General features: G+C 72.1%; 21 protein-coding genes. 9 read left to right on the top strand and 12 right to left on the bottom strand.

The window, feature by feature from the left end; all coding sequences use genetic code 11:
• Positions 1-489 carry a MarR family winged helix-turn-helix transcriptional regulator gene (locus ACZ7PG_RS43040; RefSeq protein WP_470244974.1) on the top strand — a complete coding sequence of 163 codons (489 nt, stop codon included), beginning with the start codon at positions 1-3 and terminating at the stop codon, positions 487-489.
• Here the strand turns inward: ACZ7PG_RS43040 and ACZ7PG_RS43045 are convergent.
• Positions 486-812, bottom strand: coding sequence for a DoxX family protein (locus ACZ7PG_RS43045; RefSeq protein WP_470244975.1), 327 nt, complete (start codon positions 810-812; stop codon positions 486-488). The two genes, ACZ7PG_RS43040 and ACZ7PG_RS43045, sit on opposite strands and share 4 nt — an antisense overlap.
• Positions 813-868: 56 nt before the next feature.
• Between ACZ7PG_RS43045 and ACZ7PG_RS43050 the strand changes: the two genes are divergently transcribed.
• Positions 869-1,963, top strand: a complete 1,095-nt coding sequence (locus ACZ7PG_RS43050; RefSeq protein ID WP_470244976.1) for a DUF2786 domain-containing protein — start codon at positions 869-871, stop codon at positions 1,961-1,963.
• Between the two features lie 3 nt (positions 1,964-1,966).
• Here ACZ7PG_RS43050 and ACZ7PG_RS43055 read toward each other — a convergent pair whose 3' ends face one another.
• Both ACZ7PG_RS43055 and aceB read right to left on the bottom strand, forming a co-directional pair.
• Positions 1,967-3,154: a DUF6986 family protein gene (locus ACZ7PG_RS43055; RefSeq protein ID WP_470244977.1), complete on the bottom strand. Its 1,188-nt coding sequence runs from the start codon at positions 3,152-3,154 to the stop codon at positions 1,967-1,969.
• On the bottom strand, positions 3,155-4,732 hold the full coding sequence (gene aceB / locus ACZ7PG_RS43060; protein WP_470244978.1) for a malate synthase A: 1,578 nt from the start codon (positions 4,730-4,732) through the stop codon (positions 3,155-3,157).
• Between the two features lie 113 nt (positions 4,733-4,845).
• On the opposite strand from aceB, the gene ACZ7PG_RS43065 reads away from it, so the two are divergent.
• On the top strand, positions 4,846-5,622 hold the full coding sequence (locus tag ACZ7PG_RS43065; protein WP_470244979.1) for an IclR family transcriptional regulator: 777 nt from the start codon (positions 4,846-4,848) through the stop codon (positions 5,620-5,622).
• Here the strand turns inward: ACZ7PG_RS43065 and ACZ7PG_RS43070 are convergent.
• Complete coding sequence (locus tag ACZ7PG_RS43070) at positions 5,619-6,119, bottom strand: GNAT family N-acetyltransferase (protein ID WP_470244980.1); 501 nt, start codon at positions 6,117-6,119, stop codon at positions 5,619-5,621. The genes ACZ7PG_RS43065 and ACZ7PG_RS43070 overlap by 4 nt on opposite strands.
• Positions 6,120-6,266: 147 nt before the next feature.
• On the opposite strand from ACZ7PG_RS43070, the gene ACZ7PG_RS43075 reads away from it, so the two are divergent.
• On the top strand, positions 6,267-6,737 hold the full coding sequence (locus ACZ7PG_RS43075) for a hypothetical protein (RefSeq protein WP_470244981.1): 471 nt from the start codon (positions 6,267-6,269) through the stop codon (positions 6,735-6,737).
• Positions 6,738-6,855: 118 nt separating this feature from the next.
• On the opposite strand, the gene ftsY is transcribed toward ACZ7PG_RS43075, so the two are convergent.
• The gene (gene ftsY / locus ACZ7PG_RS43080) at positions 6,856-8,142 is read right to left on the bottom strand and encodes a signal recognition particle-docking protein FtsY (protein ID WP_470244982.1); all 1,287 of its coding nucleotides are present in this window, start codon (positions 8,140-8,142) and stop codon (positions 6,856-6,858) included.
• Between the two features lie 140 nt (positions 8,143-8,282).
• On the opposite strand from ftsY, the gene ACZ7PG_RS43085 reads away from it, so the two are divergent.
• The 4 genes from ACZ7PG_RS43085 to ACZ7PG_RS43100 all read left to right on the top strand — a co-directional run bounded on the left by ACZ7PG_RS43085 (position 8,283) and on the right by ACZ7PG_RS43100 (position 11,944).
• Entirely contained in the window at positions 8,283-9,491 is a 1,209-nt protein-coding gene (locus ACZ7PG_RS43085; RefSeq protein WP_470244983.1) for an anhydro-N-acetylmuramic acid kinase, read from the top strand.
• Positions 9,492-9,511: 20 nt separating this feature from the next.
• Complete coding sequence (locus ACZ7PG_RS43090; RefSeq protein ID WP_470244984.1) at positions 9,512-11,077, top strand: sodium:solute symporter; 1,566 nt, start codon at positions 9,512-9,514, stop codon at positions 11,075-11,077.
• A gap of 84 nt (positions 11,078-11,161) precedes the next feature.
• Positions 11,162-11,662, top strand: a complete 501-nt coding sequence (locus ACZ7PG_RS43095) for a DUF3455 domain-containing protein (RefSeq protein ID WP_470244985.1) — start codon at positions 11,162-11,164, stop codon at positions 11,660-11,662.
• A 57-nt stretch (positions 11,663-11,719) separates the two neighbouring features.
• Positions 11,720-11,944 (top strand): hypothetical protein, encoded by a 225-nt coding sequence (locus ACZ7PG_RS43100; protein WP_470244986.1) that lies wholly within the window; start codon positions 11,720-11,722, stop codon positions 11,942-11,944.
• Positions 11,945-11,948: 4 nt separating this feature from the next.
• Here ACZ7PG_RS43100 and smc read toward each other — a convergent pair whose 3' ends face one another.
• Together smc and ACZ7PG_RS43110 are read right to left on the bottom strand one after the other, a co-directional pair.
• Positions 11,949-15,551 (bottom strand): chromosome segregation protein SMC, encoded by a 3,603-nt coding sequence (gene smc / locus ACZ7PG_RS43105; protein WP_470244987.1) that lies wholly within the window; start codon positions 15,549-15,551, stop codon positions 11,949-11,951.
• Positions 15,552-15,720: 169 nt separating this feature from the next.
• The gene (locus tag ACZ7PG_RS43110; RefSeq protein ID WP_470244988.1) at positions 15,721-16,008 is read right to left on the bottom strand and encodes an acylphosphatase; all 288 of its coding nucleotides are present in this window, start codon (positions 16,006-16,008) and stop codon (positions 15,721-15,723) included.
• Positions 16,009-16,241: 233 nt separating this feature from the next.
• Here ACZ7PG_RS43110 and ACZ7PG_RS43115 point away from each other — a divergent pair, with 233 nt between their 5' ends.
• Complete coding sequence (locus ACZ7PG_RS43115) at positions 16,242-16,814, top strand: hypothetical protein (RefSeq protein WP_470244989.1); 573 nt, start codon at positions 16,242-16,244, stop codon at positions 16,812-16,814.
• Positions 16,815-16,952: 138 nt separating this feature from the next.
• Here the strand turns inward: ACZ7PG_RS43115 and ACZ7PG_RS43120 are convergent, their stop codons facing one another.
• Genes ACZ7PG_RS43120 through ACZ7PG_RS43140 form a run of 5 tightly spaced genes read right to left on the bottom strand, consistent with a single transcriptional unit; the run spans position 16,953 to position 21,270 of the window.
• Positions 16,953-17,180, bottom strand: a complete 228-nt coding sequence (locus ACZ7PG_RS43120) for a hypothetical protein (RefSeq protein WP_470244990.1) — start codon at positions 17,178-17,180, stop codon at positions 16,953-16,955.
• A gap of 5 nt (positions 17,181-17,185) precedes the next feature.
• The gene (locus ACZ7PG_RS43125; RefSeq protein ID WP_470244991.1) at positions 17,186-17,416 is read right to left on the bottom strand and encodes a hypothetical protein; all 231 of its coding nucleotides are present in this window, start codon (positions 17,414-17,416) and stop codon (positions 17,186-17,188) included.
• Positions 17,417-17,445: 29 nt separating this feature from the next.
• On the bottom strand, positions 17,446-18,144 hold the full coding sequence (locus ACZ7PG_RS43130; protein ID WP_470244992.1) for a response regulator: 699 nt from the start codon (positions 18,142-18,144) through the stop codon (positions 17,446-17,448).
• Complete coding sequence (locus ACZ7PG_RS43135) at positions 18,141-20,675, bottom strand: sensor histidine kinase (RefSeq protein WP_470244993.1); 2,535 nt, start codon at positions 20,673-20,675, stop codon at positions 18,141-18,143. The genes ACZ7PG_RS43130 and ACZ7PG_RS43135 overlap by 4 nt, the downstream gene beginning before the upstream one ends.
• A gap of 4 nt (positions 20,676-20,679) precedes the next feature.
• Positions 20,680-21,270 (bottom strand): potassium-transporting ATPase subunit C, encoded by a 591-nt coding sequence (locus tag ACZ7PG_RS43140; protein WP_470244994.1) that lies wholly within the window; start codon positions 21,268-21,270, stop codon positions 20,680-20,682.
• Between the last annotated feature and the right edge of the window lie 3 nt (positions 21,271-21,273).

Genomic DNA, 21,273 nt, shown 5'->3' on the forward strand with positions numbered 1-21,273 from the left:
GTGGAACCCGAAATCACTTCGGCCCGGCAGGCGGGGTACGACCCGCGCGTGCTGGCCTTCGGGCGGCTGCAGGGCGCGGCGAACCGGCTCGAATACCTGCTCGGGCGGGCGCTGGAGCGCGAATGCGGGATCACGCACCTGATGTACGAGGTGCTGCTGATCGTGGGCCGCACGGGGACCGGCGGGCTGACCATGCGCGCGATCGCGCAGGAACAGGTGCTCACGACGGGCGGGGCGACCCGGCTGGTCGACCGCATGGAGTCGCTCGGCCTGGTGACGCGCACGGCGTCCCCGCGCGACCGGCGCGTCCAGCTCGTGCGGCTGACCCCGCTCGGCGAGGAGACCACGGTGCGGGCGAGCCGGCTGCACGTCGAGAACATCGAGCAGTTCTTCTTCCGGCCGTTGCCGCCCGACCACCGGGACCGGTTCGCCGAGGACCTGCGGACGTTGAGCCACTTCGCGCGGGACGCCCTACCGCGGTTGCGTTAGAGCAACGTCGCCGCGGCCAGCCCGAGGAAGAGCAGCGGGGCGGCGCCGGTGGCGATCTTGCGGACTCTCAGGTGCGCGACGATCGCGCCGGCGTAGAAGAGGCTCAGGCCGATCGCGGCGGCCACGCCCAGCGGTTCGGCTCCCAGCAGGCCGATGAGCAGACCGGCCGCGCCGGCGAGCTTGAGCGTGCCGAGCAGGGGCAGCCAGCTCGGCGGGACGTCGACGGCTTTCGAGGTGGCCAGGACGAACGGGGCCTTGACCAGGTCGGCGAGGCCGATTCCGGCGTTCAGGACGATCGTGGTGAGGACGACGGCGAGGTGCATGCCTTCCCGACGGGGCGGGCGCCGGGAAGGTGACCGGGCTGCGGCACACTCGGCCCGTGGGCAAGCAGAAGCGACGGGCCGGCGAAACCCCGAGGCCCGGGACCGCCGAGGAGTTCGGCGACGCGCTGCTGGCCGCCGCTTCCGACGTCGCACGAGGAGTCCGCGGCGCGGCCGTCGAGCGGGCGAACCGGCTGGCGCCCGATCTCGAGCTGCCGGTGGAAGCGGCCGAAGGCGCGCGGCTGGCCGGGCAGCAGGTGATCTCCCGGGTCCACCGGGGCGGCTGGCTGCCCGAGGACCTCGACCAGGCGGCTCGGCGGCGCGTCGACGAGTTCGCCCGGTCCTACGCGCTCGACACCCTGGCCGGGCCGGGGACGCCGCACCTGCCTCAGTGGGCGGCGAAGCACATCCTGACCCCGGCCGAGGCGCTGACCTCCGTCATCGAGGCCCTGGGCTTCCTGATGACGTTGCCGAACCTCGTCCCGCCGGGAACCGCGGCACCGGCCCGCCACACGGTGGACGAGAAGAAGCTGAGCCGGGTCCGCGCACTGCTGGCCAAGGCCGAGTCGAGTTCGTTTCCCGAGGAGGCCGAAGCCCTTTCGGCGAAGGCACAGGAGCTCATGACGCGGCACGCCCTCGACCGGGTGCTGGTCGAAGCCGGGCCCGAGCTGCCCGCGTCCCGGCGGATCTGGCTCGAAACCCCTTACGTCGACGCGAAGTCGCTGCTGGTCCACGTGGTCGCGAAGGCCAACCGCTGCCGGGCCGTCTTCGACGCGCAGTGGGACTTCGTCACGGTGGTCGGCGACGAGGACGACCTGGACGCGGTCGCGCTGCTGACGACGTCCCTGCTGGTCCAGGCGACGCGGGCGATGATCGCCGACCCGGCCGGGCGGGACCGGGCGTTCCGCAAGTCGTTCCTCGTCGCCTACGCCACGCGGGTCGGCGAACGCCTCGACCAGGCCGCCGAAGCGACCATCGCGGAGTCCCCGGACGCGGACCGGCTGCTGCCGGTGCTGGCGTCGCACGAGCTGAAGGTGAACGCGGCGTTCAGCAGGCTCTTTCCGCAGGTGGTGGGCAAATCGGTGACCGTGCGCAGCCACGAAGGCTGGCACGCCGGCCGGTCGGCCGCCGACCGCGCGCGGCTCGGTGAGTGACCCTCACGCGAGCCGCAGCGCGTACTTCTCCAGCTCCGGCCGCCCGAACGGCAGCTCACCCTCATCGAGCGCACCGCAGTCGAGGCCGCGCAGCAGGTACACGGCCAGCGCCTGGGCCGTCGCCGGCTCGTCCAGCACTCCTCCGGACGTCTTCTCCGCGTACGCCCGCAGCCTCTCCATCGCGGCCGGGAACCCCGAGCGGTAGAACGTGTACGTCGCCGCGAAACGCGTCGGCAGCTGGTGCGCGTGCAGGTCCCAGCCCTGGTAGAAGCCGCGCTCCAAGGACCGGCGCACCAGGCGCAGGTGCTCCGCCCACGCCTCCGGCAGCGCGTCGCCGATCGGCAGGCGGTTGGTCGACCCGTCGGACAACCGGACGCCGGTGCCCGCCGCCGCGACCTGCATCAGGCCCTTGGCCAGGTCCGCCGCCGGGTGCTCCATGCTCTGGTACGCCGCCGCGATGCCCAGGCCCGCGCTGTAGTCGTACGTGCCGTAGTGCAGCCCGGAACAGCGGCCCGCCGCGGCCTGCACGATGCGCGCCACCGACAGCGTCCCGTCGAGGTCCACAATGGACTGGGCCGTCTCGATCTGGACCTCGAACCGCAGTGTCCCCGCGGTCAGCCCGTACGCGGATTCCAGGCGCTCCAAGACTTCCGCGGCCACCGAGACCTGCTCGACCGCCGTCACCTTCGGAAGCGTGACGACGAACCCGGGCGGCAGCGGCCCGTTCTCGAGCAACGAGCCCAAGAACAAGTCGAGCGTGCGGATGCCACGACGGCGCGTCGCCGCTTCGAAGCTCTTGAAGCGGATGCCGCAGAACGGCGTCCCGCCGGTCGTGGCCAGGGTCTGGCCCGCCGCCCGCGCGGCCGCGTCCTCGACGTCGTCGGGCACGCGGCCGAAGCCGTCCTCGAAGTCGATCCGCAGGTCCTCGATCGGCTCGGTCAGCAGCTTCGCGCGGACGCGTTCGTACACGTCGTCGTCGACGCCCAGAAGCTCCGCGTGCTCGATGAAGACGCGCATCGCCTGCTTGCCCCAGTCGGCGACCAGGCGGGTCCGGTACTGCGACGCTGGGACGTACACGGTGTGCACCGGCTGGCGCCCCGGCCGCTCCCCCGGGTACGCCGCCGCGACGCGCGCGTCGGCCTCGGCCAAGCGCGCGTCGGCGGCGTCGTAGACGTCTTCGGGAAGACGCACCTACTTGATCCGCTCGTAGGCCGGCAGCGTCAGGAAGTCGGGGAACTCGTCGGCCAGGGCGACCTGCTCGAACAGCTCGACGGCCGGCAGCAGCCGGTCGGCGGGCAGCTCGCGGGCGAGCTCGCCGCGGACGTCGGCCAGCACGCCGCGCACCAGCTCCGACGTCACGACGTCGCCGGTGTCGAGCGTGGTCCCGTTCTTGACCCACTGCCAGATCTGCGACCGCGAGATCTCCGCCGTCGCCGCGTCCTCCATCAGGTTGTGGATGGCCGCCGCGCCGTTGCCGCTCAGCCAGGACGCGATGTAACGGACGCCGACGTCGACCGCGGCGCGCAGGCCGGCCGCCGTCGCGCCGCCTGGCGTCGAGGCGACGTCCAGCAGCTGGTCGGCGGTGACGCTGACCTCGTCGCGGGTGCGTCCGAGCTGGTTCGGTTCGTCGCCGAGGACCTTGTCGAACTCCTCCTTGCAGAGCTCGACCATGCCCGGGTGCGCGACCCAGGAGCCGTCGAAGCCGTCGCCGGCCTCGCGGGACTTGTCCGCGTGGACCTTGTCGAAGGCGCCCTTGTTGACCTCGGGGTCCTTGCTCGGGATGAACGCGGCCATGCCGCCGATCGCGAACGCGCCGCGCTTGTGGCAGGTGCGCACGAGCAGCTCGGTGTAGGCGCGCATGAACGGCGCGGTCATGGTGACGGAGTTGCGGTCCGGCAGCACGAACTTCTCGCCCGCGTCGCGGAAGTACTTGATCACGCTGAACAGGTAGTCCCAGCGGCCCGCGTTGAGGCCCGACGCGTGCTCGCGCAGCTCGTAGAGGATCTCTTCCATCTCGAACGCGGCCGGGATGGTCTCGATCAGCACGGTCGCGCGGACGGTGCCGTGCTCGATGCCCAGCGCCTTCTCCGAGTGCGTGAAGACGTCGTTCCAGAGCCGCGCTTCGAGGTGGCTCTCCATCTTCGGCAGGTAGAAGTACGGGCCCTTGCCGCGCTTCAGCAGCTCGGCCGCGTTGTGGAAGAAGTACAGGCCGAAGTCGACGAGCGCGCCGACGGCTTCGCGGCCGCCGAAGGACAGGCCGCGCTCGGGCAGGTGCCAGCCGCGCGGGCGGACCACGATCGTCGCGTGCTCGACGTCGTCCTTCAGCGCGTAGCTCTTGCCGCCGCTCTCCAGCGAGATCGTCTCGCGGACGGCGTCGTACAGGTTGACCTGGCCGGACACGACGTTCGCCCAGTGCGGGGTGTTGGCGTCCTCGAGGTCGGCGAGCCACACCTTCGCGCCGGAGTTGAGCGCGTTGATGGTCATCTTGCGGCTGGTCGGCCCGGTGATCTCGACGCGGCGGTCGCGCAGCGCGGGCGGGGCGCCGGCGACCTGCCAGTCGCCGTCGCGGATCTCCTTCGTCTCCGGCAGGAAGTCGAGCCTGCCGGTGGTCCGGGCCTCCTCGCGACGCTTGCTCCGCGCCTGGAGCAGCTCGTCGCGACGGCCGGCGAAGGCGTCGTGCAGGCCGGCGAGGAAGTCGAGCGCCTCGGGGGTGAGGATCTCGTCGCCGCGCTCGACCGGCTCGCCCAGGACCTGGACTTCAGAAGACATGGGGAAACACCTCGAAGGTTCGGATCTTTGGATAACGGCCCTACGGTTTTCTACCAGCCGGACTATAGTTTCTGCATAGCGGAACCTCAACGCCGACGTAAGGAGGACCACCGGTGGCAGCGGAGAAGAACGGGCGCGACGGTGGCGTCCAGTCCCTGCAGCGCGCCTTCGAGCTGCTGGAACACCTCGCGGACACCGGCGGGGAGGCCAGTCTGTCCGAGCTCGCGACCCTGTCCGGGCTGCCGATGCCGACGATCCACCGGCTGATCCGCACCCTGGTCGACCTGGGGTACGTCCGGCAGAACACCAACCGCCGCTACGCGCTGGGCGCGCGGCTGATCAGGCTGGGTGAGAACGCGAGCATGCAGTTCGGCGCGTGGGCGCGGCCGCTGCTGGCGGAGCTGGTCGAGGAGGTCGGCGAGACGGCGAACCTGGCGGTCCTGGAGCGCGACGAGGTGGTGTACGTCTCCCAGGTGCCTTCGAAGCACTCGATGCGCATGTTCACCGAGGTCGGCCGGCGGCTGCTGCCGCACGGCACCGGCGTGGGCAAGGCGATGCTGGCGCACCTGCCTCCGGGTGACGTGCGGGCCCTGCTGGAGCGGACCGGGATGCCGGCGTACACCGAGCACACGTTCACCGACGCGAACGCGTTGGCCGTCGAGCTGTCGCGCATCGCTGCGCAGGGGTACGCGCTGGACGAGGCGGAGCAGGAGCTGGGTGTGCGGTGCGTCGCGGTGGCGGTGCCGGGGGCGCCGGTGCCCGCGGCGGTGTCGGTGTCGGGCCCGTCGGGCCGGCTGACCGCCGAGGCGGTGGCGCACATCGCCCCGGCGGTGCAGCGGGTGGCGGACGCGCTGGGTGCGAGCCTCTCCCAGGCGACCGTCACGGTCTAGGTCAGCTCCCCCTTCAGCAGGTCCATCAGCAAACCGTCGTGCCAGGTGCCGTCCGGGGCGCGCTCGTAGTCGCGCATCAGGCCCACCGGGCGGAATCCCACCTTCGTGTACACCCGGATCGCCGTCTCGTTGGACGCCGCCGGGTCGATCGTCAGCCGGTGGTGACCGGCTTCGAACAGGTGGCGGGCCAACGCTCGCAGCGCGTCCGTGCCGACGCCGCGGCCGTGGAAGTCCGGGTGGACCGAAATGTCGATGCCCGCGTGCTTGTACAGCGGGTCGACCTCCTCGCAGCTCTGGATCAGCCCGACGACCACGTCGCCGAGTTCGATGACGTAAGGCGAGTAACCCTCTTCGACGGTGTACAGGCCTTCGGTCTCGACGTCCGGGTCGCCCCACCAGCGGGCGACCGCCGGGGTGGCCAGGATCTCGCGCAAGCGGGCGCGGTCCGCTGCGACGATCGGGCGCAACCGCACCCGTTCGCCGGTGATGACGGTCATGATGGGTCCTCTCTCGTAGCGAATGACGGCTTCGGGGCGTCTGTTACGAGGAGGGGCACGGGCGAAAAGCGCGCTGCGTCAACCGGGCATGCCGGGAGTGTGCGCCGCCGCGCGGGCGCCCGTCACCTGAATATCGCCGGAGGCCGCATGGACACGCACACCGGCGCTCTGACCTGGCTCGCACAGGGTGCCGCTTCGAACCTGCTGGACCGCCTGGTCGACCGCGCGCTCGACGGCTCGCCGCCGCCGCCCGCGTGGCCACGCCCGCCCAAGACCGCGGCGGGGACGGTCGAAATCACCGTGCGGCACCACGCCACCGCGAAGGGGCGAACGCCGGTGATCCTGACGCTGCAGGAGGACGGCAGCCGCACGGGCACGGTGTTCTCGGTCGTCCTGGGGAACACGGCCCGCATCGCGGTCCCGGGCGGCGCCTACTTCGGCGCGGCGATGGTGGTCGACCCGCGCCGCCGCACCCTGCAGGGCATCGGCTGGTCGCGGCTGACCGTGGCGGCTCGCCGGACGTCCCCGTGCCTCATCCCGGCGAACCGCCCGACGGCGCCGGTGCTGCTGCAGCTGGGCCTGCGCAAGGCGGACGGGACGCCGCTCTTCCGGCTCTGATACCGGTAAAACCGGGGTCGAGAACGGCGGGGACCGGTTCGCCGACCCGCGGCGGAAGACGGTCGTCGTACCCGAGACGCCGGCCGCGCCCACCCGGCACCTGCTCGGGAACGATCACCTAGCCGAGCAGGGCGTCCACGAAGGCACCCGGCTCGAACGGGGCCAGGTCGTCCGGGCCCTCGCCGAGCCCGACGAGCTTCACCGGCACGCCCAGCTCGCGCTGGACCTGGAACACGATGCCGCCCTTGGCGGTGCCGTCCAGCTTCGTCAGGACGATGCCCGTCACGTCGATGACCTCGGCGAACACGCGCGCCTGCATCAGGCCGTTCTGGCCCGTCGTCGCGTCCAGCACCAGCAGGACCTCGTCGACCTTCGCCTGCTTCTCCACGACGCGCTTGACCTTGCCCAGCTCGTCCATCAGGCCCGTCTTCGTGTGGAGCCGGCCCGCCGTGTCGATCAGGACCGCGTCGACGCCGGTGTCCACGCCGCGCTTGACCGCGTCGAACGCCACCGCCGCCGGGTCCGCGCCCTCCTTGCCGCGCACGACCTCCGCGCCCACGCGCTCGGCCCACGTCTGCAGCTGGTCGGCCGCCGCCGCGCGGAACGTGTCCGCCGCGCCCAGCACCACCGACTTGTCCTGGGCCACCAGGACGCGGGCGAGCTTGCCCGTGGTCGTCGTCTTGCCCGTGCCGTTGACGCCGGCCACCAGGACCACCGCGGGCTGCTTCTTGCCGTCGACGATGTGCGGCAGCGCCCGGACCGCGCGCTCGCTGTCGGTGGACAGCTGCGCCGTCAGGACCTCGTGCAGCACCTCGCGCGCCTCGGCCGACGACCGGATCGCGCGGCGGGACAGCTCGTCGCGCAGCCGCTCGACGATCTGGGTCGTGGTGGCCGCGCCCAGGTCGGCCATCAGCAGCGTGTCTTCGACGTCCTGCCAGGAGTCCTCGTCGAGGTCACCGGCGCCGAGCAGGCCGAGCAGGCTGGTCCCGAACACCGACCGCGACTTCGACAGCCGGCCGCGCAGCCGCTCCAGACGGCCGGTCGCGGGGTCGATCTCTTCGAGCACCGGGGCGGGCGCGGGCGCGGAAGGTTCTTCGGGGAGCTTGACGTCGCGGACCGTGCGCTGCGCCGAGTCGCGCGGCACCGCGGCGTCGTCGCCGACCGCGGGCTGCCCCTCGGTCTCCGGCCGGTCCTCGACGGGGTGCTCGACTTCGGGAGCCGTGCCACCGGGCGCCAGTGCGATGCCTCCGCTGGCCGCGTAGGAGCCGCCCTTCGGTTTCGCCTCGACCTCGCGCTGGGCGTCCAGGGTGATCCGGCGCTTGCGCGCGACGAGCAGGCCGGTCACCAGGAGGGCGACCAGCACGACGACGGCGAGGACTACGAACAGGAACCAGGTGCTCGACACCCGCCCATCCTTTCATCCGCACCGCACCGCGCCGGACACCCCGTCCGCACAGGCAATTCATAACGACGTAGGTCCCGATTGGGCCAAGACTTCACGATGTGGGGTTGCGCCACCGGAGACCCTGCACTAAACCCCTCCGGATGGGGAAAAGCGCGAGCCACGGCTTCCGGGTGATCGGGCTCATTTCGGGCACCTCGGTCGACGGCATCGACGTGGCCGCCGCCGAACTCCGCGCCGAGGACGACACGGTGGTCCTCACCCCGCTCGGCGAGCTCGACCTCCCCTACCCGGAACCACTGCGCGAAGGCCTGCTCGCCGCGTTGCCGCCGAACCCCTGCACCGCCGGGGAGCTGACGCGGCTCGACACCGGCGTCGGCCGGGCGTTCGCCGACGCGGCCGCGCGCGGCGTCGAAAAACTGGCCGGCGGCCGCGCGGACCTCGTCGCGTCGCTGGGCCAGACGGTGTTCCACTGGGTCGAGGACGGTCACGTCCGCGGCACGCTACAGCTCGGCCAGCCCGCCTGGATCGCCGAGCGCACCGGGCTGCCGGTGCTGGCCGACCTGCGGGCCAGGGACGTCGCCGCGGGCGGCCACGGCGCGCCCCTGGCGAGCACATTCGACCAGCTGTGGCTGCGCGGCCTGGCCCAGGACACCGGCCGGCCGGTCGCCGCGCTCAACCTCGGTGGCATCGCGAACATCACCGTCGTCACCGGCGGCGAGCCGGCGATCGCCTACGACACCGGGCCCGCCAACGCGCTGCTCGACGTCGCCGCCCACCGCGTCACCGGGCGGCGCAGCGACGTCGACGGCCGGCTCGCCCTCGGCGGCTCGGTGCGCGCCGACCTGCTCGGCCGGCTGCTCGCCGACCCGTACTTCGCCGCCGCGCCACCGAAGTCCACCGGCAAGGAGTACTTCAACGCGCCCTACCTCGACGCCGCCCTCGCCGGGCTGCCGCCGGTCGACCCCGGTGATCTCCTGGCGACGCTGACCGAGCTCACCGCGGCGACCGTCGCCGGCGAGTGCGTGCGCCACGGCGTCACGACGGTGATCGCGTCCGGCGGCGGGGTCGCGAACCCGGCCGTGATGGCGGCGCTGGCGCGGAACCTGCCGGACGCGGTGCTCAAGACCAGCGACGACCTCGGCCTGCCCGGCGCCGGCAAGGAGGCGTACCTCACCGCGCTGCTCGGCTGGCTGACCTGGTGCGGCGTGCCCGGCACGGTGCCGTCCGCCACCGGTGCCCGCGGACCGCGCCTGCTCGGCGCGCTCGTCCCGGGCGCCGGGCCCCTGAACCTTCCCGCCCCGCTGGGGGGCACCGTGACGCGGTTGCGAGTCTCGGAGAAGGCCGGATGACATGACAGTAGGAGAAGTCCATGCGTGGTGTTGACCTCGCCATCATCGTGGTCTACCTGGCGGCGATGCCGCTGATAGGCGTGCTCGTCGGCCGGAAGCAACGGTCGGCGGCCGACTACTTCGTCGGCGAGCGCAGCCTCCCGTGGGGTGCGGTGATGCTGTCCGTGGTGGCCACGGAAACCTCGACGCTCACCGTGATCAGCACGCCGGGGCTCGTCTTCGGCAACGCTTTCCTGTTCCTGCAGCTGGCTTTCGGCTACATCATCGGCCGGGTCATCGCCGCGTTCGTGCTGCTGCCGCGGTACTTCAAGGGCAACCTCGTGAGCGCGTACGCGTTCCTGGGCAAGCGGTTCGGCTCCGGGCTGCAGGGCACGGCGTCGGTGACGTTCGTGATCACCCGGCTGCTGGCCGAAGGCGTCCGTCTGTTCGCCGGCGCGATCCCGATCAAGGTGATCCTCGGGCACTACAACATCCACCTGGACTACTGGGTGATCGTGGTGATCCTGACCGCGCTGACGCTGATCTACGCCTACATCGGCGGGATCAAGGCGGTCGTCTGGGTCGACGTCATCCAGCTGACGCTGTACCTCGGCGGCGCGGCGGTGGCGGCGATCGTGCTGCTGAACAAGCTGCCCGGCGACTGGATGACCCAGGCCTCCGACGACGGCAAGTTCATGCTCGTCGACTTCACTAAGAACCTGCTGACCAGCCCGTACGCCTTCATCACGGCGGTGCTCGGCGGCGCGGCGCTGTCGATGGCCTCGCACGGCGCCGACCAGCTGATCGCGCAGCGGCTGATGGCCACGCGCAGCCTGCGCGACGGCCAGAAGGCGCTCATCGGCTCCGGCATCATCGTCACCATCCAGTTCGCGCTGTTCCTGCTGGTCGGGGCGATGCTGTGGGTGTTCAACGGCCGCAAGTCGGTCGCGCAGCTCGGCCTGCAGAGCCCGGACGACGTGTTCTCCCGGTTCATCATCGACGACCTGCCGGTCGGCGTGTCGGGCCTGCTCATCGCGGGTGTCCTCGCGTCGACCATGGGCGCGCTGGCGTCCGCGCTCAACGCCCTTTCGACGTCGACCGTGGCCGACCTCTACCAGCGCTTCACCAAGCGCGCGCCCGAGGATTCGAAGCTGCTGCAGCACGGTCGCATGTGGACGCTGATCTGGGCGGTCGTGTTCGCGCTCTTCGCGTCGTTGTTCTCGACCACGAAGAACTCCGTGATCGAGCTGGGTCTCGCGATCACCGGGTACACCTACGGCGCGCTGCTCGGGTCGTTCCTGCTCGGCCTGCTGATCAAGAAGGCCCGGCAGCTGGACGCGATCGTCGCGTTCGTCGCCACGGTCGTGGTGATGGCGTTCGTGATCCTCGGGGTGAAGTTCAGCGCGAAGACCGGCGGCCTGATCGGGATCGACTTCTCCAAGGCGGCCGGGGATCGTGTGGCACTGGCCTACCCCTGGTACACGCTGCTGGGCGTGGTGATCACGCTGGTCGTCGGCGGGTTGCTGTCGCTGCGGCACCGGACGCCGGACCCGAAGGCGGCCGAGGCCAACGCAGTCGGTGAAGCGGAAGAGGTCCCCACCGCCTGATCCTTTTGAACCGTTTCCGGTGGGCTCCCGTGTCGAGGTGCGGGAGCCCGCCGAGAAGCGGCGGGAGGAATCGAAGGTGGGTTCATGAAGCGGATGACGGTGGCGCTCGCGATCGGCGCCCTGCTGGTCGGCGGCGCGGCGACGGCTTCGGCCAGCCCGGCGGGCGCGAAGGTCCCGGACGCGATCAAGGTCCCGGCCGGCAACCGCGCGCTGGCGAGCTACCCGGCCGAGGGCGTGCAGATCTACGGGTGCACCGCCGGCGCGTGGACGCTGATCCAGCCCGCGGCGGTGCTTTCGAAACACGGCAAGCCGGTGGCGCTGCACAGCAAGGGCCCGGTCTGGACGTCCATTGTGGACGGCAGCACCGTCGGCGCGGCAGCGGTGGCCACCTCCCCGCGGGACGGCGCGATCCCGGAAGTGCTGCTCAAGGCGAACCTGAACACGGGTGACGGGATCTTCGGCAAGGTGACCTACGTCCAGCGCCTGAACACGCGCGGCGGGGTGGCTCCGGCGGGGACCTGCACGGATGGCGCGCAGACGGCGGTCCGCTACTCGGCCGACTACGCCTTCTGGGTCGCCGGATAAGGGGATGTGGCACCCCTCCCGCTCCCGTTAACCTGGGAGCGGGCAAGGGGGTCTCACATGGGGTTCTTCATCGGCATCGGGGTGGTGCTCGCCGTGCTGCTCGTCGTCGGCCTGGTCATGGACCGGCTCGACCGCAAGCGCGGCGTCAAGCACGGAATGCTCCGGCCGGGCGGGCGGCGGCCGAACATCGGCGACGCCGGCAGCGTCGGCAACGACCTGAGCACGTACGAGCCGCGCGTGCGGGGCGACGACCGCCGCGCGCCGCGCGAAGACGACATGTGACGCGTCAGCCGACCGCGACCGGTTCGTCGTCGGCCGTGCGCAGGCGCTGCGAGATCACCTTCGTGATGCCGTCGCCCTGCATGCTCACGCCGTAGAGCGCGTCGGCGATCTCCATCGTCGGCTTCTGGTGGGTGATGATGATCAGCTGCGACGAGTCGCGCAGCTGCTCCAGCAGCCCGATCAGCCGGCGCATGTTGGTGTCGTCCAGCGCGGCCTCGACCTCGTCCATGACGTAGAAGGGTGAGGGCCGGGCGCGGAAGATCGCGACCAGCATGCCGACCGCGACCAGCGACTTCTCGCCACCGGACAGCAGCGAAAGCCGCTTCACCTTCTTGCCCGGCGGGCGCGCTTCGACGTCGACGCCGGTGCTCAGCAGGTCGTCCGGCTCGGTCAGGACCATCCGGCCCTCGCCGCCCGGGAACAGCACGCTGAACACCGTCTCGAACTCGCGGGCCACGTCGGCGTAGGCCCCGGCGAACACCTCGAGGATCTTCTCGTCGACCTGCTTGATGACCGCCTCGAGGTCCTTGCGGGTGTCCTTGAGGTCTTCCAGCTGCGTGGAGAGGAACTTGTACCGCTCCTCCAGCGCCGCGAACTCCTCCAGCGCGAGGGGGTTCACCTTGCCCAGCAACGACAAGTCCTTCTCGGCGCGCTTGGCGCGGCGGGCCTGGGTGTCGCGGTCGTACGGCATCGGCGGCGGCTGGGTGACGTCTTCGCCGCGGTCCTTCGCCGCTTCGTACTCGGCCATCTCGCCCGCGCTCGGCGGGACCGGGACGTCCGGGCCGTACTCCTGGACCAGGTCGGTGAGGCCGATGCCGAAGTCCTCGGCGATCTTGGCTTCCAGGGTCTCCAGCCGCAGCCGTTGCTCGGCGCGCAGCACCTCGTCGCGGTGGACGGCGTCGGTCAGCTTCTCCAGCTCGCCGGTCAGCTCGCGGACCTTGGCGCGGACGCCGGTCAGCGCGGCCTCGCGGCTCTGGCGGCGGGCCTGGACCTGGTCGCGCTCGGCGGCCGCGCGCTGGACCGACTGCTCGATGCGTTCGAGAGCGATTTCGCCGCCGTTGACGACGGCGTTGGCGATCTCGGCGCCGCGCTTGCGGTTCGCGGCCGCGCGCTCGGCGCGTTCACGGGCCTGCTGCTCGGCGTGGGCGGCGCGGCGCAGCCCTTCGGCCTTGCCCGCGATGCTGCGCGCCCGCTCCTCGGCGGTGCGCTGCGCGAGCCGGGCTTCCATCTCTTCCTGCCGGACGACGGCCAGCTCTTCGACGGCGGCGTCGCGCTCGGCGGTGTCCGGGTCGTCCTCGACGGGCTGCTCGGCGACGGCGGCGAGCCGTTCCTCCAGCTCGGCGAGCTGGGCCAGGGCCTGCTCGCGGCTCTGCTCGACCTTCGCGCGCTGGCCGCTGAAGCGTTCGACCTCGGCCTGGGCCTGGCGGGCCGCCTGCTGCAGCCGGCTCAGCCGCTCCGACGACCGGGCCTTGCGGACCTTGGCCTCGCCGAGCGCGTCCTTGGCCTGGGAAACCTCTTCGCGACGCGCTTGCTGCTCGGCGCGGGCGCCTTCCAGCTCGGCCGCGTAGCGCTCCAGCGAGCGTTCGGCCGTGCGGAGCCGCTCCCCCGCCTCGTCGACGGCGGCCTGGACCTCGATGACGCTCTCGCGCTTGCCCGAGCCACCGATCGCCCAGCGGGATCCGAAGACGTCGCCTTCGGCGGTGACCGCCCGGACCTCCGGGTGCACCGCGACCAGGTTGCGCGCCGACTCGAGGTCGCGGACCAGGGCGAGCTTGTCGAGGGCCTGCTCGACGGCGGGCCGCAGCTGCGCCGGCGCCGTGACGACCTCGCGGGCCCAGCGCGCGCCTTCCGGCAGCGACGGCCACGAGTACGTGTCCACAGTGGACTCGGGCCCGCCGAGCAGGATGCCCGCGCGGCCGGAGTCGGTGTCCTTCAGGTACCTGAGCGCGCGCAGGGCGTCTTCGCCGCCGGTGACGGCGACCGCGTCGGCCACCGGGCCGAGCGCCGCGGCCAGCGCGACCTCGTAGCCCGGCTCGACGGTCAGCAGCGCGGCGACCGAGCCGAGCAGGCCCGGCAGCTCGTGGGACGCGCCGAGCAGCGCGCCCGCGCCGTCCTTGCGCCGCAAGCCCATCGACAGCGCTTCGACCCGGGCCTTCTCGGACGCGATCTCGCGCTCGGCGGTGCGTTCGGCCTTGACCAGCTCTTCGACGCGCGCCTTGGCCGCGTTGTTGGCCTCGACCGCGCGGTCGTGGCGGTCCATCAGGCCGGAGTCGTCCGACTCCTCGACGCCGCCCTCGGCCTTGGCCACTTCGAGCTCTTCGACGGCGATCTCGGCGCGCTCGGCGGACTCCTCGAGGGAGACGCTCAGGCGGTCGATCTCGTCGGAGGTCGCGCCGTTCTTGCTGCGCAGCGCCTCGACCTGGCCGGTCAGCTTCGCCATGCCCTCGCGGCGGTCGGCGATGGCGCGGACGGCGGCCCAGTGCGCGCGCTCGGCGGCCTGGACGCGCTGTTCGAGGTCTTCGCGGCGCAGCACGGTCTGGGCGAGCAGCTCGCGGGCCTCCATGACGGCCTCGTTGAGCTCCTCTTCCTGCTCGGCGACGCGCTCGGCCTCTTCGAGCAGCTCTTCGGGGTCGCGGCCGCCGGTCGACGTCGAGACGTCGGCCGACAGGTGGCGCTGCCGCTCGATCGCGAGCCGGACGGTGCCGCGCAGGCGCTCGGCCAGCGCGGAAAGCTTGTACCAGGTCTCCTGGGCGGTCTGCAGCAGCGGCGCGTCCTCGGCGAGCGACGACTCCAGCTCGGTCTCCTCGGCGGAGACGATCTCGAGGGTCTGCTCGACCTCGGCGCGGCGCTGGCGGGCGGTCTTCTCGTCGGCCTCGTCGCGGGTGATCGCGCTGCGCTGGGTGACCAGGTCGTCGGCGAGCAGGCGCAGGCGGGAGTCGCGCAGCTCGGACTGGACGGCCTGGGCCCGGCGGGCGATCTCGGCCTGCTTGCCCAGCGGCTTGAGCTGGCGGCGCAGCTCGGTGGTGAGGTCGCCGAGGCGGTCGAGGTTGCCCTGCATGTTGGCCAGCTTGCGCAGGGTCTGTTCCTTGCGCTTGCGGTGCTTGAGGACGCCGGCGGCCTCTTCGATGAAGGCGCGGCGCTCTTCGGGCTTGGACTCGAGGATCGCCGAGAGCTGGCCCTGCCCGACGATGACGTGCATCTCGCGGCCGATGCCGGAGTCCGAGAGCAGCTCCTGGACGTCCATCAGGCGGCAGCGGTCGCCGTTGATCTCGTACTCGCTCGCGCCGTCGCGGAACATCCGGCGGGTGATCGACACCTCGGCGTACTCGATCGGGAGCGCGCCGTCGGCGTTGTCGATGGTGAGGGTGACCTCGGCGCGGCCGAGCGGGGCGCGGCCCGCGGTGCCGGCGAAGATGACGTCCTCCATCTTGCCGCCGCGCAGGTCCTTGGCGCCCTGGGTGCCCATGACCCAGCGCAGGGCGTCCAGCACGTTGGACTTGCCGGAGCCGTTCGGCCCGACCACGCAGGTGATACCCGGCTCGAAGCGCAGCGTGGTGGCCGAGGCGAAGGACTTGAAGCCCTTGAGCGTCAGGCTTTTCAGGTGCACTGGGTGCTGACCCCTCTGGCTGCCGGTACTGGCGATTCAATCGTCCCAGGCTACCCGGGGGCTCCCGGGGACCGCCGGACGCGCCCCCTCATCGGCGCGCCTTAGCATAGCTTCGGAGGCCTCAGCAACCTCCTGCGTCACACCCGCCCCGGAAGTACCAAGGCCCGCGTCAGCGTTCGAGGAAGCCGCCGAGTCCCCCTTTCGGGTCGGACCAGCGCTCGACGACGTTCTCCACACTTCCGGGTGATTCTCCGGACCGCAGGGCGGTCAGCAACCGCTCACAGTGGTCTCGATCACCCTCCGCTATGACCTCGACACGCCCGTCGGGCATGTTGCGGGCACTGCCCACCAGTCCGAGCTCGAGCGCCCGGCTACGGGTCCACCAGCGGAAACCGACACCCTGGACGCGCCCGCGGACCCACGCCGTCAATCTGGTGTTCGTTTGTCCCTCACTCACGCTTTCATCCCTTCCGGACACTTCGACTGCACACAGTGATCGCACAGGCCCACTACCTGGGCGAATAGGGCACCGACGGTGATAGCCTCGCCGCCGAGGTCGTCCTCCCGGGTTCCCCCGCTCGGGAAAGCAGTGATCGATTAACGGCCTCGCACGGCGTATCCCCAGCCTCTCCCGAGCCCCCCGAGGAGCCTGCAATGCCCCGCCCCGACGGGTCCGCATCGAGCTCGCACGTGAGCAGGATCGACACCGCCCCGCCCAAGAGCAGCAAACCGAACCGCACCGGGTACGTCGTGCTCGGGGTGGCCGGCCTGGTGGTCGCGACCGCGTTCGCCGCGGTCGCCGAGCTCGCCGGCCCGGACCCCGCCACCACCGCGGGCGGCACCGGTGGCACCGGCGGCCAGGGCACTTCGCAGGCCGGCCTGCAGACGGTGCCGAACACCCCGTCGTCGGCCGGCCCGTCGACCGTCGGCGCGCCGACGTCGAGCGAGTCGGCGACGTCCTCGACCGCGCCGAGCACGGTCGTGTCGATCAGCCCGGACGGCAAGACGACGACCACGGTGGTCACCCACGCCGACCCACCCCCGCCGCCCCGCGACGACACGGGCAACCCGCCCCCGGTGACCTCGACGACGCCGACGACACCCAAGACGACGACGCCGACCACGACACCGGACCCCACGACGACGCCTCCGACGACCACGACGTCGTCGACCGGCGGTGGCGGCACCAGCACCGCAGGTTCGCCGTCGCCGGGCACGAGCGACTCCCCGTCCGCGACCGGGAGCACCACGCGCGCGCAGTAAGACAGCGAACAGCGAAGGCCACCGCCGCGGCGGTGGCCTTCGGCATGTCCGGACCGAGCGAGAGCATCACGCACGCGCAGCGAAAGGGCCGGCCGTCTCAAGATGCGCGAAACCGCTGTCACCAGCGTTCCGGCTAGCTCATCCACGCTCCCGGCTCGCCTGCGCGTACCGGAACCAGTAACACCCGGCCAGGAGCACGCCGCCCGCCGTCACCACGACGTGGAGCGTCCCTCGCCACCCCGGCGCCACTCCCCCGACGAAGGCGATCAAGCCGAAGCCGAGCGCGCACACGGTCCACGTGATCGCCAGTGCCAAGGCGGCCTTCGCCGGCAGCCGGCCGCCGGAAACCCACTTCCCCCCGGTCACCGGTGCTAGCCGTCGCGGCGGAGCCGGTGGGCGAACAGCCTCCACAGGTAGACCGTCAGCAGCGCCCCGGCGCCCGCGGCCGCGATGCGCAGCCACCTCGCCCAGCCGACCTCTTCGCCGTCGAAGGCCGTGAGGATCCAGCCGGTCACCCCGAAGGTCGCCCCGACCGCCAGCGTCAGCACGATCACCGGCGGGATGCGCTCACCGCCGAGCAGCCACGTCTTCGACCCGTCCATGCCGGTGAGGTACCCCGCCGGACGGCGTCCTAGACCTCGAAGCGGTAACCCATCCCCGGCTCGGTGAGCAGGTGGCGGGGCCGCGACGGCTCCGGCTCCAGCTTGCGCCGCAGCTGGGCCAGGTACACCCGCAGGTAGTGGGACTCCCGCTCGTACGACGGGCCCCACACCTCGTGCAGCAGCTGCTTCTGCGCCACCAGCCGGCCGCGGTTGCGGACCAGCAGCTCCAGCACGCCCCACTCCGTCTTCGTCAGGTGGACCTCCACGCCGTCGGTGCGGCGGACCTTCTTCGCGGCCAGGTCCACGCTGAACGACGACGTCTCCACCACCGCGTCCACGTCGTCCGCGCCCGTCACCGCCGAGCGGCGGACCGCTGCCCGCAGCCGGGCCAGCAGCTCGTCCATCCCGAACGGCTTCGTGACGTAGTCGTCCGCGCCCGCGTCGAGGGCCTGGACCTTGTCGGCCGAGTCGCCGCGCGCGGACAGCACGATGATCGGGACCGTCGTCCAGCCGCGCAGGCCCGCGATGACCTCGGTGCCGTCCAGGTCGGGCAGCCCGAGGTCGAGCACCACGACGTCCGGCTTGGTCTCGGCGACCGCCTTGAGCGCGGCCGTGCCGTCGTGCGCGGTGATCACCTTGTAGCCGCGGGCGTTCAGGTTGATCCGCAGCGCCCGCACGATCTGCGGCTCGTCGTCCACCACCAGCACGGTGGCGCCCGTGTCGCTCATCGCACCCCCTCTTCTTGGAACTCGACGCTGAACGCGGGCAGCGAGACCACGACTGTCAGCCCGCCGCCCGGCGTGTCCTCGGCGCGGATCGTGCCGCCCATCGCCTCGGTGAACCCCTTCGCCACCGACAGCCCGAGCCCGACGCCCGGCGTCGTGTCCCGGTCGCCGCCGAGCCGCTGGAACGGCGCGAACGCCGAGTCCGCGGTCCCCTTGCGCAGCCCCTTGCCGTGGTCGACGATCCGCAGCTCCACGTGGCCGGAGTGCGCGGAAGCCCGCGCCGACACCGGGGCCCCGCCGTGGCGCAGGGCGTTGTCCAGCACGTTCGCCACGACGCGCTCCAGCAGGCCCGGATCGGCCAGCACCGCCGGGAGCCGGTCGTCGACCGCCACCCGCACCGCGTCCGAGGAGTCCACATTGGACAACGCGTGGGCGACGATCTCGTCGTAGCCGACCGGGCGCAGGTGCGGCTTCACCGCGCCGGTGGCCAGGCGCGAGGAGTCCAGGAGGTTGTCGATCAGCCCGGCCAGCCGGTCGGCCGACAGCTCGATGGCCTCCATCAGCTCGGCGGTGTCCTCTTCGGACAGTGCGAGGTCGGGCGCGCGCAGGCTGCCGATCGACGCCTTGATCGACGTCAGCGGCGTCCGCAGGTCGTGCCCGACCGCGGACAGCAGCGTCGTGCGCAGCTCGGTCGCCTCGGCCTTGCGCTCGGCGCGCGCCGCGGCGGCGGCCGTCCGCTGCTGGCGCAGGGCGAGCAGCGCCTGCCCGGCCACGGCTTCGAGCACCCGCCGGTCGGCCGCCGGCAACGCGCGCCCGCGCAGCGTCAGGTGCACGTCGGCGGTGACGGCGATGTCGACGTCGGCCTCGTCCGGGTCGGCGCACGGGTGCTCCCCCGCGGTCGCGACGCCCTGCCAGACGCCGTCCTGCTTCTCCAGCAGCGTCACCGACGTCAGCGCGAAGTTCTCGCGCACCTTCTCCAGCAGCCGCTCGATCGGGTTCGCGTGGGTCAGCACGGTCCGGGCGTACGAGGCGAGCAGCGCCGCCTCCGTCCGCGCCCGCGCCGCCTGCGTGGCCCGGCGCGCCGCCTGGTCGACGACCAGCGCGACGAGCACCGCGACGACGACCATCGCGATCAGCGTCACGAGGTTCTGCGGGGTGTGCACGGTCAGCGTGTACAGCGGGGGCGTGAAGAAGAAGTTCAGCAGCCCGGCGCCGAGCACGGCCGCGACGAGCGCCGGCCCGAGCCCGCCGACCAGCGCCACGACGACGGTCGCGAGCACGTAGGAGATGACGTCGGTGGCGAAGTCGAGCCCGGCCGGGATGAAGAACCCGACGACCGTGACCAGCACCGGCAGGACGACGCTGAGCACCCAGCCCGCGACCAGCCGCGAGAACCCCAGCGGGCTCGCGCTCAGCCGGGCCCGCAGGCGCCCGCCCGCCTCGGAGTGGGTGACCATGTGGACGTCGATCGAGCCGGACTGCCGCACGACGCCGGCGCCGATGCCCTCGTCGAACAGCCGCGCCACGCGCGAACGCCGCGAGGTGCCGATCACCAGCTGGGTCGCGTTGACGCCGCGGGCGAAGTCCAGCAGGGCGGTCGGGACGTCGTCGCCGACGACGGTGTGGAAGGTCGCGCCGACCTCTTCGGCGAGCGTCCGGCAGCGGGCGATCGCGGCCGGTCCGAGCCCGGAGAGGCCGTCACCGCGCAGGATGTGGACGACCTGCAGCTCGGCGCCGGCGCGGGTGGCGATCCGGCTGGCGCGGCGGATGAGAGTCTCGCTCTCCTCGCCGCCGGTGATGGAGACGACGACGCGTTCGCGCGCCTCCCAGGTCTCGGTGATGCTCTGCTCGGCGCGGTAGCGCTGCAGGGCGACGTCGACCTGGTCGGCGACCCAGAGCAGGGCGAGCTCGCGCAGCGCAGTGAGGTTGCCGGGGCGGAAGTAGTTGCCGAGCGCGGCGTCGATCCGCTCGGCCGGGTAGATGTTGCCGTGGGCGAGCCGCCGCCGCAGCGCCTCCGGCGTCAGGTCGACCAGCTCGAGCTGTTCGGCGCGGCGGACGACCTCGTCCGGCACGGTCTCCTGCTGGGTGACGCCGGTGATCCGCTCGACGACGTCGTTGAGGCTCTGCAGGTGCTGGACGTTGACCGTGGACAGGACGTCGATCCCGGCTTCCAGGAGCTGTTCGACGTCCTGCCAGCGCTTGGCGTTGCGTGACCCGGGCACGTTGGTGTGCGCGAGCTCGTCGACGACGGCGACCTCCGGGGCACGCGCGAGGATGGCGTCGACGTCCATCTCGTCGAACTCGCGGCCGCGGTGGCCGGCGGGGCGCCGCGGCACGATCTCGAGGCCGTCGAGCAGCACCGCGGTCTTCTCGCGGCCGTGCGTCTCCACCAGCCCGACGACGACGTCCGTGCCGCGGTCCAGGCGCCGGCGCGCTTCGCCGAGCATGGCGAAGGTCTTGCCGACGCCCGGAGCCGCGCCGAGGTAGATCCTCAGCTCTCCCCGGCGCGGCTTCGGTGCGTTCGCGGTGGTCACGCTGTCAGTGTGCCCCTCCGGCCGCACCTTGCACGGCCAAGTTGAGCTGGAGCACATTGACGCCGGGGACGCCGATTCCCGCGCCGGAGGTGTTCGCTTCGACGAGCTGCTTCACCCGATCCACCGGCAACCCGGTCACGCGGGCCACGCGGGCGATCTGGAGGTCGGCGTAGGCGACGCTGATCGCCGGGTCGAGCCCGGACCCCGACGCCGTCACCGCGTCCGGCGGTACCTGACCGGGTGACACGCCTTCGCGCCCGGCGATGGCGGCGCGCCGCTCCTCGATGGCCTTCACGAGGTCCTCGTTGTACGGGCCCTTGTTGGACGCGCCGGACGGCATCTCCGGGGTGACCGCCGAGGGCCGGGAGTGGAACCACGGGTCGTGCGCCGGGTCGGCCGGCACGGGGTCGACGCCGATGAGCGACGACCCCACCGCCTGCCCGTTCTGCGTGACCACCGAGCCTTCGGCGTTGCCCTCCAGCCCGGGAATGCGGGCGACGGCCCACACGGCCAGGGGGTAGAGGATCCCGAGCAGGACCGTCATCACGAGCAGGACGCGCAGCCCGGCCCACGTCTGCTTGACGAGAGTGTTCACGAC

The organism is Amycolatopsis sp. NPDC114504 (assembly GCF_055633595.1).

Excerpts from the sequence above, each read along its gene's own strand:
- ACZ7PG_RS43090 (WP_470244984.1), top strand. The coding sequence starts at position 9,512 with ATGCGTGGTGTTGACCTCGCCATCATCGTGGTCTACCTGGCGGCGATG.
- ACZ7PG_RS43100 (WP_470244986.1), top strand. The coding sequence starts at position 11,720 with ATGGGGTTCTTCATCGGCATCGGGGTGGTGCTCGCCGTGCTGCTCGTC.
- aceB (WP_470244978.1), bottom strand. The coding sequence starts at position 4,732 with ATGTCTTCTGAAGTCCAGGTCCTGGGCGAGCCGGTCGAGCGCGGCGAC.
- ACZ7PG_RS43075 (WP_470244981.1), top strand. The coding sequence starts at position 6,267 with ATGGACACGCACACCGGCGCTCTGACCTGGCTCGCACAGGGTGCCGCT.
- ACZ7PG_RS43095 (WP_470244985.1), top strand. The coding sequence starts at position 11,162 with ATGAAGCGGATGACGGTGGCGCTCGCGATCGGCGCCCTGCTGGTCGGC.
- ACZ7PG_RS43070 (WP_470244980.1), bottom strand. The coding sequence starts at position 6,119 with ATGACCGTCATCACCGGCGAACGGGTGCGGTTGCGCCCGATCGTCGCA.
- ACZ7PG_RS43085 (WP_470244983.1), top strand. The coding sequence starts at position 8,283 with ATGGGGAAAAGCGCGAGCCACGGCTTCCGGGTGATCGGGCTCATTTCG.
- ACZ7PG_RS43045 (WP_470244975.1), bottom strand. The coding sequence starts at position 812 with ATGCACCTCGCCGTCGTCCTCACCACGATCGTCCTGAACGCCGGAATC.
- ACZ7PG_RS43125 (WP_470244991.1), bottom strand. The coding sequence starts at position 17,416 with ATGGACGGGTCGAAGACGTGGCTGCTCGGCGGTGAGCGCATCCCGCCG.
- ACZ7PG_RS43130 (WP_470244992.1), bottom strand. The coding sequence starts at position 18,144 with ATGAGCGACACGGGCGCCACCGTGCTGGTGGTGGACGACGAGCCGCAG.